Annotated in this window: 15 protein-coding genes; 6 read left to right on the plus strand and 9 right to left on the minus strand. The window is 73.8% G+C overall.

Annotation, left to right across the window (positions count from 1 at the left end; translation table 11 throughout):
- Positions 1–25: 25 nt before the first annotated feature.
- A complete protein-coding gene (locus FJQ57_RS05765; protein ID WP_139978210.1) occupies positions 26–610 on the minus strand; it encodes a DUF1003 domain-containing protein in 585 nt (194 codons plus the stop codon).
- Positions 603–1,877, minus strand: a complete 1,275-nt coding sequence (locus FJQ57_RS05770) for a magnesium transporter MgtE N-terminal domain-containing protein (protein WP_139978211.1) — start codon at positions 1,875–1,877, stop codon at positions 603–605. Before FJQ57_RS05770 ends, FJQ57_RS05765 begins: the two co-directional genes overlap by 8 nt.
- A 128-nt stretch (positions 1,878–2,005) precedes the next feature.
- Between FJQ57_RS05770 and FJQ57_RS05775 the strand changes: the two genes are divergently transcribed.
- On the plus strand, positions 2,006–3,190 hold the full coding sequence (locus tag FJQ57_RS05775) for an exonuclease/endonuclease/phosphatase family protein (protein ID WP_139978212.1): 1,185 nt from the start codon (positions 2,006–2,008) through the stop codon (positions 3,188–3,190).
- A 21-nt stretch (positions 3,191–3,211) separates the two neighbouring features.
- Here FJQ57_RS05775 and FJQ57_RS05780 read toward each other — a convergent pair whose 3' ends face one another.
- The 5 genes from FJQ57_RS05780 to FJQ57_RS05800 form a co-directional block, all read right to left on the minus strand.
- Positions 3,212–4,324, minus strand: coding sequence for a glycosyltransferase family 2 protein (locus tag FJQ57_RS05780; RefSeq protein WP_139978213.1), 1,113 nt, complete (start codon positions 4,322–4,324; stop codon positions 3,212–3,214).
- An 80-nt stretch (positions 4,325–4,404) separates the two neighbouring features.
- The gene (locus tag FJQ57_RS05785; RefSeq protein WP_139978214.1) at positions 4,405–5,841 is read right to left on the minus strand and encodes a phospholipase D-like domain-containing protein; all 1,437 of its coding nucleotides are present in this window, start codon (positions 5,839–5,841) and stop codon (positions 4,405–4,407) included.
- 157 nt (positions 5,842–5,998) lie between these two features.
- Entirely contained in the window at positions 5,999–7,264 is a 1,266-nt protein-coding gene (locus FJQ57_RS05790) for a hypothetical protein (protein WP_139978215.1), read from the minus strand.
- A gap of 17 nt (positions 7,265–7,281) precedes the next feature.
- Positions 7,282–7,515 (minus strand): DUF6752 domain-containing protein, encoded by a 234-nt coding sequence (locus FJQ57_RS05795; protein WP_139978216.1) that lies wholly within the window; start codon positions 7,513–7,515, stop codon positions 7,282–7,284.
- Complete coding sequence (locus FJQ57_RS05800; protein WP_139978217.1) at positions 7,506–9,065, minus strand: class I SAM-dependent methyltransferase; 1,560 nt, start codon at positions 9,063–9,065, stop codon at positions 7,506–7,508. The genes FJQ57_RS05795 and FJQ57_RS05800 overlap by 10 nt, the downstream gene beginning before the upstream one ends.
- 267 nt (positions 9,066–9,332) lie before the next feature.
- On the opposite strand from FJQ57_RS05800, the gene FJQ57_RS05805 reads away from it, so the two are divergent.
- Positions 9,333–10,529 (plus strand): acyl-CoA dehydrogenase family protein, encoded by a 1,197-nt coding sequence (locus tag FJQ57_RS05805; RefSeq protein ID WP_139978218.1) that lies wholly within the window; start codon positions 9,333–9,335, stop codon positions 10,527–10,529.
- 79 nt (positions 10,530–10,608) lie between these two features.
- Here FJQ57_RS05805 and FJQ57_RS05810 read toward each other — a convergent pair whose 3' ends face one another.
- Complete coding sequence (locus tag FJQ57_RS05810; RefSeq protein WP_139978219.1) at positions 10,609–11,166, minus strand: hypothetical protein; 558 nt, start codon at positions 11,164–11,166, stop codon at positions 10,609–10,611.
- Between the two features lie 131 nt (positions 11,167–11,297).
- On the opposite strand from FJQ57_RS05810, the gene FJQ57_RS05815 reads away from it, so the two are divergent.
- The 4 genes from FJQ57_RS05815 to FJQ57_RS05830 all read left to right on the plus strand — a co-directional run bounded on the left by FJQ57_RS05815 (position 11,298) and on the right by FJQ57_RS05830 (position 15,652).
- Complete coding sequence (locus FJQ57_RS05815; RefSeq protein WP_139978220.1) at positions 11,298–11,639, plus strand: YciI family protein; 342 nt, start codon at positions 11,298–11,300, stop codon at positions 11,637–11,639.
- A 112-nt stretch (positions 11,640–11,751) separates the two neighbouring features.
- Positions 11,752–13,038 (plus strand): HNH endonuclease signature motif containing protein, encoded by a 1,287-nt coding sequence (locus FJQ57_RS05820; RefSeq protein WP_139978221.1) that lies wholly within the window; start codon positions 11,752–11,754, stop codon positions 13,036–13,038.
- Positions 13,039–13,342: 304 nt separating this feature from the next.
- Positions 13,343–14,407, plus strand: a complete 1,065-nt coding sequence (locus tag FJQ57_RS05825; RefSeq protein WP_139978222.1) for a DUF2332 domain-containing protein — start codon at positions 13,343–13,345, stop codon at positions 14,405–14,407.
- Positions 14,408–14,419: 12 nt separating this feature from the next.
- Positions 14,420–15,652, plus strand: a complete 1,233-nt coding sequence (locus tag FJQ57_RS05830) for a hypothetical protein (RefSeq protein ID WP_139978223.1) — start codon at positions 14,420–14,422, stop codon at positions 15,650–15,652.
- On the opposite strand, the gene FJQ57_RS05835 is transcribed toward FJQ57_RS05830, so the two are convergent.
- Positions 15,643–16,794, minus strand: a complete 1,152-nt coding sequence (locus FJQ57_RS05835; RefSeq protein WP_139978224.1) for a hypothetical protein — start codon at positions 16,792–16,794, stop codon at positions 15,643–15,645. The two genes, FJQ57_RS05830 and FJQ57_RS05835, sit on opposite strands and share 10 nt — an antisense overlap.
- Positions 16,795–16,815: the final 21 nt, after the last annotated feature.

The raw sequence follows: 16,815 nt of genomic DNA on the forward strand, positions 1-16,815 counted from the left end.
ACACACGCCGGGGCGGAGCCGGGAGTCAGGAGCCGGGCGGCGGTGGCCGGTCGTCGGGCCCGTCGTGGGAGGCCCCGCGGCCCTCCAGCGCCCGCCGCGTCGCCTCCTCGACCCGCTCGTCGAGGTCGGCCAGCAGCGAGCGCAGCTCGGAGCGCAGGTAGTCGCGCGTGGCGACCTCGCCCACGGCCATCCGCAGCGAGGCGACCTCGCGGGCCAGGAACTCCATGTCGGCGTGCGCCCGGGCGTTGGCCTGCCGGTCCTGCTCGGCGACCACCTTGTCGCGCTGCTCCTGGCGGTTCTGGGCGAGCAGGATCAGCGGCGCGGCGTACGACGCCTGGAGGCTGAGCATCAGGGTCAGGAAGATGAAGGGGTAGCCGTCCCACCGGGCCGACCCGGGCAGCAGCACGTTGGCCGCGACCCAGACCACCACGAACAGCGTCATGTAGGCCAGGAACGTCGCGGTGCCCATGAAGCGGGCGAACTGCTCGGCGAAGACGCCGAAGGCGTCGGAGTCGTAGGCCGGGCGCCGCACCAGGGCGCGCCGCGGGTCGCGGGGGAGGTCGAGCCGCTCGCGCCGGTCCTGGCGCTCGTGCCGCTCGCGCTCAGCCACGCCGGCTCCCGGCGTCGTCGCGCAGCGCCCGGTCGCGCCAGCCCGAGGGGAGCATGTGGTCGAGGAGGTCGTCGACGGTGACCGCGCCGAGCAGGTGCCCGTCCTCGTCGACCACCGGCGCCGCCACGAGGTTGTACGTCGCCAGGTGGGCCGCGACCTCGTCGATCGAGGCCTCGGGAGGCAGAGCCTCGAGGGCGTCGTCGAGCGCGCCCGCGACCAGCGAGGACGGCGGCTCGCGCAGCAGCCGCTGGATGTGGGCCACGCCGATGAGGCGCCCGGTCGGGGTCTCCAGCGGCTGGCGGCAGACGTAGACCAGGGCGGCCAGCGACGGCGTGAGGTCGGGGTTGCGCACGTGGGCCAGGGCGTCGGCGACGGTGGCGTCGGGGCCGAGGATGACGGGCTCGGGCGTCATCATCGCGCCCGCGGTGTCCTCGACGTAGGACATCAGCCGCCGCACGTCCTCGGCCTCCTCGGGCTCCATCAGGTCGAGGAGGATCTCGGCCGTCTCGGGCGGCAGGTCGGCGATGAGGTCGGCCGCGTCGTCGGGCGACATCTCCTCCAGCACGTCGGCGGCCCGCTCGGAGTCGAGGCGCTCGAGGATCTCGACCTGGTCGTCCTCGGGCAGCTCCTCCAGGACGTCGGCCAGCCGCTCGTCGTCGAGCGCGGCGACCACCGCCGCACGACGCTCGGGCGGCAGCTCGTGCAGCATCGTCGCCGCGTCTGCGGGCCGCATCTCCTGGAGCGCGTGCAGCAGCGCCGTGGCGCCCTGGCTGTCGGGGTCGGTGCGGGTGAGGCCCTCCACGTCGCGCCACTCCACGACGTGGGTCTGGCCGCGGCGGCGCAGCCCCCGACCCGGCTCCTGGACCGCGACCCGGCTCAGCACCCAGTCACGGGTGCGGCCCTGCTCCATCGCGACGTCCTGCACGGTCGCGGCGATCCGGCCCTGGGGCCCGGGGATGGTGACCTGGCGGTCGAGCACCTGCCCCACGACCAGCGTCTCGGTCGAGCGCTGCTCGAAGCGGCGCACGTTGAGCAGGCCGGTGGTGTAGACCTGCCCGCTGTCGATGCCCGTCACCCGGGTCATCGGCACGAAGATGCGGCGCCGGCCGAAGACCTCGGCCACGAGGCCGAGCACCCGCGGCTGGCTGCGCTCCGCGCGCACGGTGACGACGACGTCGCGGACCTTGGCCACCTGGTCACCGCGCGGGTCGAAGACCGGGAGCCCGACCAGCCGCGCGACGTACACGCGCGTGGGGCCGTTGCTCATGCGTCGTCCTCCCGGCGGTCGTGGGGCCCGACCCGTGCCGGTCGGTGCGCCCCGATTCAACCACCCGGGGCCGCACCCGCTGCGTGGTCCTCGTCCGGTGGCCCGGCCCCACCGTCTACCATCGCCGGGTGGACGCGCCGGACGAGGGACAGGAGCCGTCGCACCGCACCCCTCGGGCCACCCGCGAGGCCGTCGCCACGCTGACCCTGGTCGGCGTGCTGGTCCTGGCCAGCCTGGCCATCGTGGTCTGGTCGCAGCGCTCCGACGGTGGTGGCGGTGGCGGTGGCGGTGGCGGCGGCGCTGCCGAGCCCGCCGCCGGGTCGACCTCCACCTCCTCGGCCGGTGAGACCACCCAGGCCACTGAGACCGCCTCGCCCGCCCCGACGCCGCGCCCGATGGGCCAGCAGGCCCCGGCCATCAAGCTCGCCAAGCTGGCCGACGTCGACGAGGCCATGGCCCGCAAGGGCAAGACCCGGGTGCCCACGCGCGAGGTCGAGTCCCTGTCGTTCGTGGTGTCCTCGTTCAACATCCTCGGGGCGAGCCACACCCGCGGACCCGGTGCCCGGCGCGGCTTCGGCAGCGCCGAGGCCCGGCTCGGCGGCCAGATCGAGCTCCTGGACGCCAAGGGCGTCTCGGTCGCGGGCCTGCAGGAGTCGCAGGGCCCGCAGATCAGCGGCCTGCTCGGGCGCACCGGCGACACCTGGGGCATCTTCCCGGGCCTGCAGCTCGGGGAGCTCGCGGCCGACAACTCGATCATCTGGCGGCAGGCCGAGTGGACCCTCGTCCAGGCCGAGACCAGCCAGATCCCGTACTTCGGCGGCCGGCCGCGCGAGATGCCGCACGTGCTGCTCGAGCATCGCGAGACCGGGCGGCGGGTCTGGTTCGGCAACTACCACAACCCCGCCAACATCGGCGGCAACGAGGCCGGCAACCGCGCGCGGGCCCTGGCGATCGAGGCCGACCTCTCCCGGCGCCTCAGCGCCGACGGCACGCCGGTCGTCATCACCGGTGACATGAACGACCGGGGCGCCTTCGCCTGCCCCTTCGCCGCCCAGAGCGGGATGGTCTCGGCCGACGGGGCCAAGGACGAGGGCGGGCAGTGCTTCACCCCGCGCCAGATGAACGTCGACTGGATCTGGGGCACCCGCGACCTCACGTGGACCGGGTTCCTCACCGACTACCAGACCGAGGACCGCAAGCTCTCCGACCACCCGATGATCACCGCGACGGCCAACCTGCCGGGCGTCGCCGACCGACAGGGCTGCGTCTCGCGGATCACGCGCAAGGGCGCCTTCTGGTACTGCCCGAGCTAGGGCACGCCGAGGTCGCCGGCGTCAACGACCCGAGCGCGAGCGGACGGCATCGACCACGCGGCGTACCCGGCGGCGGCCCTGCTCGGCGCGCGTCGGCCGGACCGGGCGGGCGCCGTACAGGTCGCGCAGCCGTGGCCCGAGCGTCTCGGCGTCGGGGCTGTCGGGGATGAAGAGGAGCTTGTCGACGTCGCGGAGCAGGTCGAGCCGCTCGCGCAGCAGGGCGCGATCGGCGTCGGGCAGCGGCGTCGGGGTGTGGGTGGGGCGCCGCACGTCGACCTCGACCAGGAGGCCGAGCCGGTCGAGGTCGGCCACCGGGTCCTCCATGTAGGTGCGGTAGACCCGCTCGAGGTAGCGCGCCTTCGTCTCCGGCGGGAGGTCGCCCTCGACGAGCGTCTTGAGCCCGTCGGCCAGGACCTGCCGGTGCTCGCCGAAGTGCATCTTGGGGCCCGAGCTGACCATGTTGGTCCACTTGCGCACGAAGTCGTCGCCCGAGTAGGACTCGTAGTGCAGCAGTCGCAGGCCGGGGTCGGGCTTGACGAAGATCCGCTCGTCGTCGCGGTTGACGGCCTTGTGGATGCCCAGCCAGACGTCGAGCCGCGGCCGGATGCCGACCTTGCCGATGACGTGGCTGCGGAAGTAGCGCGAGTTGGTGGGCTCGGCGAGGACGCCGAGCTGGTGCAGCAGGTCGAGCTCGTCGGGCTCCAGCAGCCGCTTGAACTGCCGCGGCTCCCCGTCGGGGTGCAGCACGCTCACCACCTCCAGCGGGCGCAGCACGACGCCGCGCACGTGGGCGGGGACGGCGTCGAGGGCCGCGCGGTCGATGCGCACCACCTCGTCGGCGTCGACGTGGAAGAGCCAGTCGGCCCACGGGGAGAAGGCCAGGGCCGCCTTGGCGACGTTGGCGTTGACCCGCTGCCGCTTGTTGAGCAGGTGGGGACGGTTGTTGTTCCAGTAGGCGGTGTTGGTGACCACCGCGGTGACCTCGGGCCGCGAGTCCAGCCAGGACTCGACCGCCCGGTTGCCGCCCTGGTCGAGGAACACGACCAGGTGGTCGGCGCCGCCGGCCAGGTTGCCCTCCACGAACCGCTGGATGTTGGGCAGCGTGTCCTTGACGGTGCTGACGGTGACGATCACGGCGGGATCCTAGGAGTCGCGGGCCCGGACGCACGAGGGCGGGCCGACCCCGGACCGGGGCAGCCCGCCGTCGTCAGGCGTCACTGGTCGCGCCACTCCTCGCTGTCGATGCCGAGGCCGTCGTACAGGTAGGGCTTGACCACGACCGTGCGGCCGTCGGGCGTGACCCGCGAGGCGCCGCCGTTGAAGGAGAAGCCGTGGGTGTGGTTCTTGTAGACGTAGCCCCAGTTGTCGGCGTACTGCCGGTACAGGTTGGCGCTGTTGATGGCCAGGACCAGCTCGTCGCCGTACTGGCCGCCGTTCTGGTAGTTGCTGGACCCCGTCACCACGAGCTTGCGGTCGCGCTTGCCGGCCATGTTGCCGTTGACCGTGAGGATCTTGGTGTGGCTGTAGAGGTCGATCTCGAGGTCGCCGTCGGTGTCGTAGCCGGTGCTGCGCATCGGCACGAAGCCCCGCTTGGTGCGCTGGCCGAAGACCTCGCGGGCCTGGCGGCCGGCGAAGCCCACCATGAGCTTGACGTCGCAGCCGTCGGCGTACAGCTGGCGGAAGCGCTTGGCCAGGGCGAGGCCGCGCTCGCCGTCCCAGGCGTGCATGTTGACGCGGACGATCGTGCGACCGCTGTCGGTGCGGGCGCCGGTGCACTTGATGCGGTTGAGCAGCTTGATGATCGGGTCGCGACCGATGCGCCACTCGGTCTTGGGGGTGGCGCCCTTCTGGCGGGCGAACGGCATCGTCCACAGCTCGTAGCGGCCGAAGACCTCGTGCTTGAGCGGGTTGCGCAGGACCTTGTCCTGCTTCATCTGCTGGAAGGTCTTGTCGAGGGAGCCGTAGAGCCCCGGCGCCTTGTTCAGCACCAGCAGGTCGTTGAACTGGTTGACCGCACCGTTGGCCTTCATGTTCAGCGAGCCGACCATGGTGACGTTCTTGGCCGCCCCGGTCTGGGTGAACAGCACGAACTTGCTGTGCTGGACGTCGAAGTGGCCGCGGCACGAGGAGACGCACTGGTAGAAGAAGCTGTTGCGCCGCGCGGGGTTCTTGGGCTTGGGCTTCTTCTTGTAGCGAGCGCCCAGCGCCCGCTGCAGGTCGACCTGGGCGCCGGGCTTCTCGTGGCCGTTGACGATGACCTGCACGGTCACGTTGCGCTTGCGGTAGGCCCGGATCAGCGCGTCGGAGACGGGCTTGCGGTCGAAGGAGAACATCGCCATCTTGATGGTGGAGTTCTTCCGCGCGTGGTTGATGGCCTCGATGATGCGGGCCTCGTTGCGGTACTCGTTGGCCGCGGAGCTGCGCGGGATGTTGAACGAGGCGCCCTCGCGGGGCTTCCAGCCCGCCCAGCGCCGCTTCTTGCCGTTGACGGCCGCGCGGGGCTGCGCGAGGCCGTCGAGGCGAGCGGTGGTGAGGGGGGTGGCGCCCTCGGCGACGGCGGCCGCCGCCGTGAGGCTGCGGGTCGGCGCGGCGGCCACGGTGGGCGGCGCGACCGTGGCGACGAGGCCGAGCGAGACCGTGGCGACGACCACCGGGAGAGAGGTTCGACGGAGCCTGGTCGGACGACCGTCACGAGGGCGGCGGGGGAGGGAGGCCGGGTTCACCGGCAAACGATAACCCTGGACCGGCCCGTCGATGGTCTCGACGCCGCAAGACGCGCCGGACGGGTCGGGCACCCGACCACCGGGGCTACCGGCGGCGTCGGACCCGCGCGGCCAGGCGACGGGCGAGGGCGCCGGGGGCCGCGATGCCGGTGGGGGTCTCGGCGTCCGGCGCCGGGGTCGTGCCGGCGTCCGGGTGCCCGTCGGGCCCGCGGTCGTGCTCACCGCCGGGCGGTCGTCGGGCGTCCTCGGCCCCGCCGGCACGGTCGTCGGCACCCCCGTCGGCACCCTCGTCGGCACCCGCGTCGGCACCGACGTCGTCGGGGCGGCGCCCGGCCTCGCGCCCCAGGTCACGGACGTCGCCGAGCAGCACGGCGAGGAGCCGGGTCGCGACGTCGAGCAGCTCGTCGTCGGCGACCTGGCCGGGCGTGCGGCCGGCGGCCGGCTGCTGCGGACCGAGCACCTGGTCCAGGTCGCCGTGAACGGCGAAGCCCCGCTCGCGGACCAGGGCGACGGCCCGCGCGCTCCGCTCGGCGCACTCGCGGGCCAGGCGCGGCGACAGGGACACCCGCTCGCTGTCGGGCCGCAGGTCGCGCAGCCGCCGCTCGGCCAGGTAGCCCCGGATCCAGGTGCCGCGGTCGTACGGCGTGTCGAAGCCCTCCAGGTGCATGTTGATGCGGCGCAGCAGCTCGGCCTCGACCACGCCGAGGGAGGGGTTGGCGGGGCGCTCGGGCACGTCGTAGTCGTCACCGGTGGCGCCGAGGACGTCGGCGAAGCGGCGCCACAGGTCGTCGGGCGGCGAGCCGGGGGCGGGCATCGGGAGCACGTGGACCCGGTCGGGCGGCACCGTCGGGCCCCACCGCTCCAGGACGCCACCGAGGTCCCAGGTGCGCCAGGAGAACTCCGAGTGGCTGTCGTCGTCGGCGACCGAGCGCAGGTTGCGGTAGCCGCCGTTCTTGACCATCTCCTGCCACCCGGCGGCGAGCAGCCCGGCGGCGTCGCGGGCGGTGACGACCACGTGCACCTCGTGCGCCGGCAGGCGCTCGACGGCCGACCTGGCCTGCTCCGCGCTCGCGCCGCAGAAGAACTCGTGCGTGACCAGCGCGGCGCCGCCCTCGACCTCGTCGAGCTCGCGGCACAACCGCTCCCAGCTGCCGGGCGCCTCGGGGTGGCGGCGGGCCAGGCCCCCGCGCTCCTGCACGTCGAGCGCGGCCCAGAGGTGCTCGCGGTGCCCGCGGCCCGGCAGGACGAGCCCGTCGCGGAGCAGCAGGTCGCGGTTGCCCCAGACGACGTCCTGCAGGTAGGTCGTGCCGGTCTTCGGCTGGCCGATGTGGAGGTAGGCGCGGTCGAGCATCGTGGAGGGCTCGCGGGTCAGCGGGCCCGGTGGCCCTCGGTGCTGACGCCGAGCCGGTAGCGCTCGATGATCTCCGCGACCCGGGGGTCGTCGCTGTCGGCGAGCGGGACGAGGAGCTCGGTGACCGCGTCGACGAGCTCGGCGACGCGGAGGTTGAGCTGGCGGGCCTCCTGCACCTCGGCCTCGAGCTCGTCGAGCCGACGCCGCAACCGCGCGGGGGAGGTCAGCAGCTGGCGGGCCTTCAGTTCCATTCGACGACCAATCGGCTCAGGTGGGCGGGCGTGGCGGGGGTGGCGGTGAGCCGGCGGCCGTCGACGTCACCGTCGGTGCGCTGCACCACGTGACCGCCGTGGCGGGCGACCTCGGCGCAGAAGGCGTCGACGTCGACCGGACGCAGGCCGGCGAGGGTGCCGGCGGGGCCGGGTGCGGAGAGGACCTGGACGTGGAGGCGGCCGCCGCCGGTGAGCACCGTGCGGGACAGGCGCAGCAGGTTGTCGCGCCCGAGCGCGCTGGTCGAGTCGACGAGGTGGCGCGCGACCACGACCTTCTGCCCCGGCAGGCTGCGCAGCGCCGCCGCCGCGGCCACGACCGATCGCACCTCGGTGAGGTTGGTCGGCCAGAACGTCGCCGGGAACCCCTTGCGCTCCGCGCGGGCGGCCAGCGGTCCGAAGGCCCGCGGCACGTAGTCCAGGCCGTACGCCGGCCGGCCGCGCCGGGCGGCGTACATGACGTCGGCGCCGGTGCCGCACCCGACGTCGACGAGGGTGCGGTCGGCGGGCTCGTGGTGGTGGACCCACTTCACGAGCGCGCTCGCCGTGGTGCGGGTCAGGGCGCGGTCCTGGCCCCAGTAGGGGTCCCAGGTCGACTCGCGGCGGTGCCGCGTGCCGCGGAACCACCCGTTGAGCCGGCGGACGACGCCGGACGGCGTCTCGAACTTGAAGGCCGGGTCGGGCACCCGCCAGCTCGGGCCGTACATCGCCTCGAGCAGCCGGTCCGGCACGGCGGGGGCGGGGAAGGTGCGCCCGGCCATCTCGACCTCGGTCAGCGGGAAGACCCACTCGCTGCGGTAGGCGGTGCCGACCTCGCCCATGAGGTAGAGGCGCCCCTCGCGGAGGAACCCGGCGAACACGTCGAGCCCGCGCAGGGTGCCGTCGGGCTCGGTGACGATGATCTTGATCGCCGCCCCGCTGTAGCGCAGCACGGAGTAGCCGCGGGCGACGAGGTGGCGCTGGAGGCGGTAGGACTCGAGCATCACGTCGGCGGGGTGGTCGAGCCGGCTGACGTAGCCGAGGTCGACGTCGGAGTCGTGCCCGATGAAGCCGCCCTCGCGCACCGCACCGAGCAGCGTGCCGTAGGCGAGGAAGGGCTCGATCCCGGCGTCCTGGAGGGCCCCGACGACCTCCTCCATCGTGTCGAGCAGGGGGGCGAGGAACTCCGGGCTGCGCGAGTCGAACAGCCGCACCAGCCGCTGGCTCTTGTCGAGGCTGAGGGGGTTGCCCTTGGCGTCGACCACCGCGATGCGCCCCGCGCCCTCGCCGAGGGACACCTCGCGGGCCCACAGCGGCGCGTCCCCGCCGTGGACGCCGAGGGCGAGCTCGGTGCGGCCGTGCAGCTTGGGCCGCAGGCTGCGGGGCCACGCCCACAGCCGGGCGCCGCCGGCCTCCGCGGTGTCGCGCACGGTCCAGAACGACCCGATGCGGCGGCCGTCGAAGAGCACGTCGACGGGCTGGTCGTCGGCGGCGGTGGTGAAGCGGATGCCCTCGTCGTCGACGCGGACGTCGGAGACCGGCGTGCTCGCCATGGCCACTCGTCCTCCCGTCGTCGCCGCGCTCGCCGGTCGTGGGGTCCGCGCCGGGCTGGCGAGCAACTATAGGGACGAGGCGGCGGCACGTCCCGGCCGGGACGACCGCCGGGCCCGCTGGTCGCCGTGCGTCGCCGTACGAGATCCGTGCCGTGAGCATCGTCACGGGGCATGATGAGAAGGCTGGGTCGGCGCTAGATTTGGCTACCGACCGGTAACCGGATCACCCCCGCACGTCCAGACGCCACCGAACCGAAAGGCTTCACGATGGGCCGCCTCTGCCAGACCGAAGGCCTCAGCGAGGACCAGCAGCAGATCCTGAAGGCGGTGCGCCAGTTCACCGAGGACAAGATCATCCCGGTGGCCACCGAGCTGGAGCACGCCGACGAGTACCCCCAGGAGATCGTCGACGGCCTCAAGGAGCTCGGCGTCTTCGGCCTGATGATCCCCGAGGAGTACGACGGCCTCGGCGAGTCCCTGCTGACCTACGCCCTGTGCGTGGAGGAGATCGCGCGCGGCTGGATGAGCGTCTCCGGCGTCATCAACACCCACTTCATCGTGGCCTACATGCTGATGCGCCACGGCACCGAGGAGCAGAAGCAGCGCTACCTGCCCCGGATGGCCACCGGCGAGGTGCGCGGGGCCTTCTCCATGTCCGAGCCGGGCCTCGGCTCCGACGTCTCGGCGACCAAGACCAAGGCCGTCCAGGACGGCGACGACTGGGTCATCGACGGCCAGAAGATGTGGCTGACCAACGGTGGGTCCTCGACCCTGGTCGCCACCCTGGTCAAGACCGACGAGGGCGCCGACTCGGTCTACCGCAACATGACGACGTTCCTGGTCGAGAAGGAGCCGGGCTTCGGCGAGGTCGCCCCCGGCCTGACCATCCCCGGCAAGATCGACAAGATGGGCTACAAGGGCGTCGACACGACGGAGGCCGTCTTCGAGGGCCACCGCGTCTCCGGCGACCAGATCCTGGGTGGGGAGCGCGGCAAGGGCTTCTACCAGATGATGGACGGCGTCGAGGTCGGCCGCGTCAACGTCGCCGCCCGCGCCTGCGGCATCGCCAACCGCGCCTTCGAGCTGGCCATCGCCTACAGCCAGCAGCGCGAGACCTTCGGCAAGCAGATCGCCGACCACCAGGCCATCCTCTTCCGCCTGGCCGAGATGGCGACCAAGGTCGAGACCGCGCACGCGATGATGGTCAAGGCCGCCCGGATCAAGGACCGCGGCGAGCGCAACGACGTCGAGGCCGGCATGGCCAAGTACCTCGCTGCGGAGTACTGCAACGAGGTCGTCCAGGACTCCTTCCGCATCCACGGCGGCTACGGCTACTCCAAGGAGTACGAGATCGAGCGCCTCTACCGCGAGGCCGCGTTCATGCTCATCGGCGAGGGCACCAGCGACATCCAGAAGATGATCATCGGCCGCGCGCTCCTCAAGGACTACGCGCTGAAGGGCTGACCTGCCCGGTCCGCCCGATCCACCCGGCGCCCCCGGCCCGTCACATACGACGGGTCGGGGGCGTCGTGCGTGGCGGGTGTCAGCCGGCCTGACCGAGGTGGGCGCGGTAGCGCTGCTGGTGGAGGTCGGCCGGGCCCACCGCGACCTCGGGCACCTGCCACTCCTCGATCCCGCGCAGCTCGCCCGTCACGCCCGCCTCGCGGCAGGCCGCGACGACGTCGTCCCAGTCGTCGTCGCCGTGCTCGGTGGACTCGAGGGCCAACCACTCGGTGACCGAGCGCGCACCGACCAGCTCGAACTGGCCCTCCGACCCGTAGAGGACGAGGGGCGCCTCGGCGAGCGGGGTCGCCTCCGGGCCGCGCCAGTAGCCGACGACCTGGTCCTCGTCGGTCCCGAGCACCCAGTGCACGAGGGCGGCGGTCTCGTTGATCGCCCGCACGTTCGCGGCGAGGTCGGCGTTGGCGGCGAGCTCGTCCTCGGAGAGGTAGGCGTGGTCGAACGTCGCGCCGGGGGCGCCGTCCTCGGTCCACTCCACGCCCATCTCGTCCCAGGGGGTGGGCTCGTCCGCGGCGGCGCGGTCCATCCACAGGCGGACGTCGGCGGGGAGGTCGGGCGGGTGGCCGTTCGGGTTCGTCACGGTGTCGCCGTGCCCCGAGTCGAGCCGTGGAAAACGGCCGACGACCGCGGGGCGCCGGTGTGCTGCGATGAGTCCGGACGTCGGAGCCGGTCAGTCCCCGCGCACGCCGGACGTCGACCAGAGGAGCACTCGTGCCGCAGTACGTCATCTACTTCAACCAGCAGTGGGTGGGCGACCACCCAGCGGAGTGGTTCGAGAGCCGCGGGCCGCTGGCCTCGGCCGTCGTCGAGGAGATCCGGGCGGCGGGGGAGCTCGTCGTGGCCGGCGGGCTGGTCGAGGACGACGCCCGGGCGGCGCACGCCGACGCGACGAGTGGCTCGCTGGTCGTGCGCGACGGCGCGTACGCACCGCACGAGCAGCGGGTCGGTGGGTTGACGATCGTCGACGTCGCCGACGACCAGGCGGCGCGGACCTGGGCGGGGCGCATCGCGGAGGCGTGCGGGTGGCCGCAGGAGGTGCGCCAGCTCTGGTGACCCGGCTCCTGCGGGGGGTGGGTTCGGCGCAACCGGTCTGGTGCCGCGACGGGACGTGAGTCGATCGAACGTAGTGACGACAACTGTCGGTGGTCGCGTCTAGTCTGGTGACATGCCCACCAGCCGCCTCCTCGACCCGGCCCTCGCCGCCGTGGCGCGGGCGCGCGGTCGCAAGCTGCGCGAGGAGGTTGCCGAGCTCGTCGCGGTGCTCGACTGGTGCGCGGCCCACGAGGTGTTCGGGGCCGAGGCGTCGATCAACACGATGACCCCGGGTCTGCAGCTCGGCGGGCCGGGGTGTCCGTGGGTCAGCGAGTTCGACACCCACGACTTGGCCTGCGTGCTGGGCCGCTCGCCCGACTCATGCGCGGTGTACGTCGGCAGCGCCCTCGAGCTGCGCCACCGCCTCCCGCGCCTGTGGGCGCGGGTGGTGGCGCTGGAGGTGCCGGTGTGGAAGGCGTTCCGGATCGCTGAGCAGACCCAGCAGCTCCTGCCCGCGGGTGCGGCGGAGGTGGACCGGGCGCTGGCGCCGACGGCGCACTCGTGCACGTTCGCGCAGGTCGACCGCACCGTCGCCTCCGCGCTGGCCGCGCACTGTCCCGAGGAGGTGGAGCGCCGCAGGTTGGCGGCGTTGGAGCACCGCCGGTTCGACGTCCACCTCGACCACGTCCGTTCGATCGACGGCACGGTCGAGGTGACGGGCACGCTCGACTTGGCCGACGCGGTCGACCTCGACACGGCCGTCACCGGCGTGGCGGCCCAGCTCGGTGACCTCGGGTCGACGGAGTCCTGGGACGCCCGTCGGGCCCTTGCGGTGGGCGAGATCGCCCGCGCCCAGCTGGCGCTCGACCTCGAGACCACCACCGGTCGCGGTGTCACGGTCTACGCGCACCTGCGCTCGGACTCCGACGTCGTCGAGACCACCAGCACCACCATCACGGCCGAGCAGCTCGCCTCGTGGTGCCGCCAGCCCGGCACCCAGGTCACCATCACGCCCGTCCTGGACCTCCCCGGCGGCGACCCCACCGCTGCCCAGGCCATGGCCGAGCAGGTCGCGACGTGGCTCGACACCGGCGCGCACGTACGTCCCGTCATCGACCTGGCCGCCGACCTCACCAGCAGCGGCTACACGCCGTCACCGACGTTGGCCGAGCAGGTCGACCTCCGCGACCGACGGTGCGTGTTCCCTCACTGCAATCGGCGCCGCACCGACCGCGACCACATCCGGCCCCACGACTCCGGTGGCGAGACCAGGTCCAGCAACCTCGCCCGGCTCTGCCGAGCCCACCATCGCGCCAAGACCCACAGCCCCTGGACCTACCAGCAACTCAGACCCGGGGTCTTCGAGTGGCACAGCCCCGCAGGCGCGACCTACGTCGTCGACCGCTCCGCCGAACCCTGACCACCCAGCCCCACACCCCGCCCACCACCGGTGGGCGGGGGCATCAGCACGCGTTCTTAGGCCTGACCGACCCAGCATCGGCGGGTGTCCGCCATCGCTGCCGGTCTGTTTCGCCGGACCGCGGTCGAGCGGAGCGACCAGCGGGTGTCCTGGGAGCGAGCGGACCAGGCGTTCTTCGCCTCGGCGGGCGCGCCAGGTGCTCGCACGGGCATGTCGCGCGGGCCTTCGTGCAGGCGCACCGGCCGGCCTGGCTCGGCACGAGCACGACCGGAGCCGGAGGATCCGGACGCCCTACGATCAGCCCGTGCAGCTCGGACCCGCGTTCCGCCGGCAGGCGGAGGCCTGCGCCGAGCTCGGGTCCCCGATGTACGCCGACCTGCTGGGCCGCGTGGCCGACGCGCTGCTCGCGGGCGGGGAGGAGGCCGCGCCGTTCCGCGCGGTCCTGGCCGGGCACGAGGACGACCCGGGTCCCTCGGCGATCGCGCTGCGGCTGATGGGCTCGGTCCACCGGCTCGTCCTCGAGCGCCGGGCTCCCGCGCTGGCCCTGCACTACCCGAGCGTCGGGGGCACGTGGGAGGCCGAGGGGTGCTGGACGGCCTTCCGCGACCTCGTGGCCGACCAGCCGGCCGCCGTCCGGGAGTGGCTCGACCGGCCTCCGCAGACCAACGAGGTCGGCCGGGCGGCCGGTCTGCTGGCGGGCCTGCTGGAGGTGGTGCGACGCACCGGGCTGCCCGTGCGGCTGGTGGAGATCGGGTCCTCGGGCGGGCTCAACCTGCTCGGCGACCGGTTCCGGTTCTGCGACGACACCGGCGCCTGGCACGGCGACGAGGGCTCCCCGGTCGCGCTCGACGGCGCCTGGACCGGCCCCGGCCCGTGGCACGGCGGCGCCACCTGGCCCGAGGTCGTCGAGCGGGTCGGCTCCGACCTCCGGCCGGTCGACGCCACCGGCACCGAGGGCCGGCTGGTGCTCACGGCCTACGTCTGGGCCGACATGCGCGTCCGGCTCGAGCGGCTGCGCGGCGCGCTCCGGCTGGCGCAGGAGGCGCCGGTCGAGGTCCGCCGGGCGGGAGCCCGCGACGTCGTGGACGGCCTCGAGCTCGTCGAGGGCACCGTGACGGTGCTGTGGCACAGCGTGATGTGGCAGTACCTCGACGACGCCGAGCGCGCCGACGTGCTCGCCCGGACCGAGGAGCTCGGCGCGGCGTCGACGCCCACCCGCGCCTTCGCCCACCTGCAGCTCGAGCCCCGTCGTCGTACGGCGGAGGAGGAGCACGCGTTCTGGCTGGTGCTGCGCACGTGGCCGGGCGGGGTGGAGGAGCACTTGGCCCGGTCCCGTGGCCACGGCCTCCCGGTCGACTGGGGCCACTAGGCTCGCCGCACCATGACGAGCGCGCAGCGACCCCGCCTGGTGGTGCACATCGGCGCCATGAAGACCGGCACCACCTACCTGCAGAACGTGCTGGCGGCCAACGTCGACGCGCTCGGTGCGCTCGGCTGGTACGTCCCGAAGCAGCGCCGCGTCGTGCAGGCCACCACCGAGGTCCTCGCGCTGCCGGGCGTCTCCATCGCCAACCCCGCCGCCGACGACGTGCCACCCGCGACCGCGTCGCGGCGCTGGGCCGCCCTCGTCGACGACCTGCGCGAGCAGGCGGCCCGGCCCGGGAGCGTCGGGGGCGTGGTCTCGATGGAGTTCCTCTCCTTCGCCCGCCAGGTCGGGGCCCGGCGGATCGTCGAGTCCCTCGCCGACTTCGACGTCGACGTCGTGATCACGGTGCGCGACGCGATGCGGGCGCTGCCGTCCCAGTGGAACGCCCTGACCGCCAACGGCTTCCAGTACACGTGGCCCGAGTTCGCGGTGGGCGTGCGCGCGTTCATGGCCGGCACCAAGGACCCGGCCGGGCGCCCCTTCCGGCGCACCCAGGACGTCCCGCGGATGGTCCGGGCGTGGTCGGCTTCCGTCGAGCGCGACCGCTTCACCACCCTCCTCGTGCCGCCGCCCGCGGCCGGCCTGCCGCGCTCGGTGCTCTGGGACCGCTTCGCCGACGTGCTCGGCGTCGACCCCGCCCGCACGACCACCGAGGTCGAGTTCGACAACCCGCAGCTGGGCTACGGCTCCTGCGAGCTGCTCGTCCGCGTCAACGCCGCCCTCGACGCCACGCCGACACCCGACTACCGCTGGGTGCTGCGGCGCCTGACCCGCGAGCACCTGCTCGACCTGCGCGAGGGCCAGACCCGGCCCCGCAACGACCGCCCCACCGCGGTCGCCGCCGCTGACCTCAACGCCCGCACCCTCACCGTGGCCGGCGAGCGCACGGTCGTGGTCGGTGACCGCAGCGGCCTGCCCACCCACGTGGCCGACGACCTGTCCCTCGACCCGGGTGACCGCCCGCGGCTCGCCCCGGAGGCCGAGGTGCGCGACGCCGCGCACGCGGTGCTGGCGGGCGCGGTCGCCATCGGCCGCGACCTCGGCGTCGACCCGGCGCCCGACGGGCTCCCGTCGCTCGACGGCGACCTCGACACCGTCGTACGACGCGTGGCGGGGGTCCTGGCCGCGACGATCGAGGCGCGGGCGGCGCAGCGGGCCCGGCGCGAGCACGAGCGCGCTCAGCGCTGACGCAGCCGCCGCAGCACCCCGCGCGGCCCCCGGGCCCCGTCACCGTCGCCGTCACCGTCGCCACCGCCGGCCTCGGTGCCCCCGGCGGCCTCCTCGAGCTCCGCGACGCGCCGCTCCAGCGCGGCGATCCTGTCGAGGTCCTCGCCGCGCTGCAGGACGGCGGCAGCCAGGGCCGCGACCGCCGCGGGCAGCACCGCGTCGGGCAGCGGCCTCGGCAGGTCCTCCGGGGCGTCGTCGCCGGGGAGCAGCTCGTCGAGCGACCCGACGACGTCGTACCCCGCGGCCTCGAGGGCGCGCACCTGCCGCTCGGTGACCTCCCGGCACCAGTCGAGCCGCTCGCGCGGCAGGACGATGCGGGTGCCGTCCTGGGCGGCGAGGACCGTCTCGGCCAGCCAGTCCTTGACCAGCCGGGCGTAGCGACGGCGCTGGTCCAGCAGCGAGTCCGGCAGGGCGCGGTTGACCTGGCGCAGCAGCTCGGCCTGCTCGAAGCCGAGCATCGCGTTGCTCCGGCCGGCGGCACCGGCGCGCAAGGTCGTGGCGTTGACCCCCAGCAGGCCGAAGAAGCGCTCGGCCAGCAGCGTGGGCGGTGACCCCGCCGGCGGCAGGGTCACCACGTGCACCCGCCCGGCCGGCACGCCGCGGCTCCACCGGGCGAGCACGGCCTGGTAGTCCTGGCCGCGCCAGAAGACGTGGTCGGGGTTGTCGCGGATGCGGCCGAGGAAGTTGCGGTAGGTCGCGATGTGCTGGGTCTTGACGAACTGCTGCCACTCCGAGGGCACCTGCCGCTGGTAGTCGCGCACCGTGAGCACCAGGTGCACCTCGAAGCCGGCCAGCAGGTCGAGGAGCACGTCGAGGTGCGAGGGCAGGGCGTGCGAGAGCAGCTCGTGGGTCAGCAGGACGTCGCCGCTCGGGTGCGCGGCCAGGTCGTCGGCCAGCCGGCGCAGCACCGGCCGGTCGGCGAGGTCGTGCGGCGCCACGTCGTCGGCGCGGAGCGCCTCGGCCAGCAGGAAGTGGTCGTGACGGGCGAGCGGCAGGTGGACCCCGGCCGCGGCCAGCACGTCGCGGGAGGCCCACGCGGTGTTCTGCAGGTGGGTGGTGCCCGTCTTGGGGGAGCCGAGGTGGATGAACGCGCGCCTCTCCATCGGCCGACACTGTAGCGGCGG

This window comes from Nocardioides litoris (assembly GCF_006346315.1).
In the GTDB taxonomy this organism is placed as follows: Bacteria; Actinomycetota; Actinomycetes; order Propionibacteriales; family Nocardioidaceae; genus Nocardioides; species Nocardioides litoris.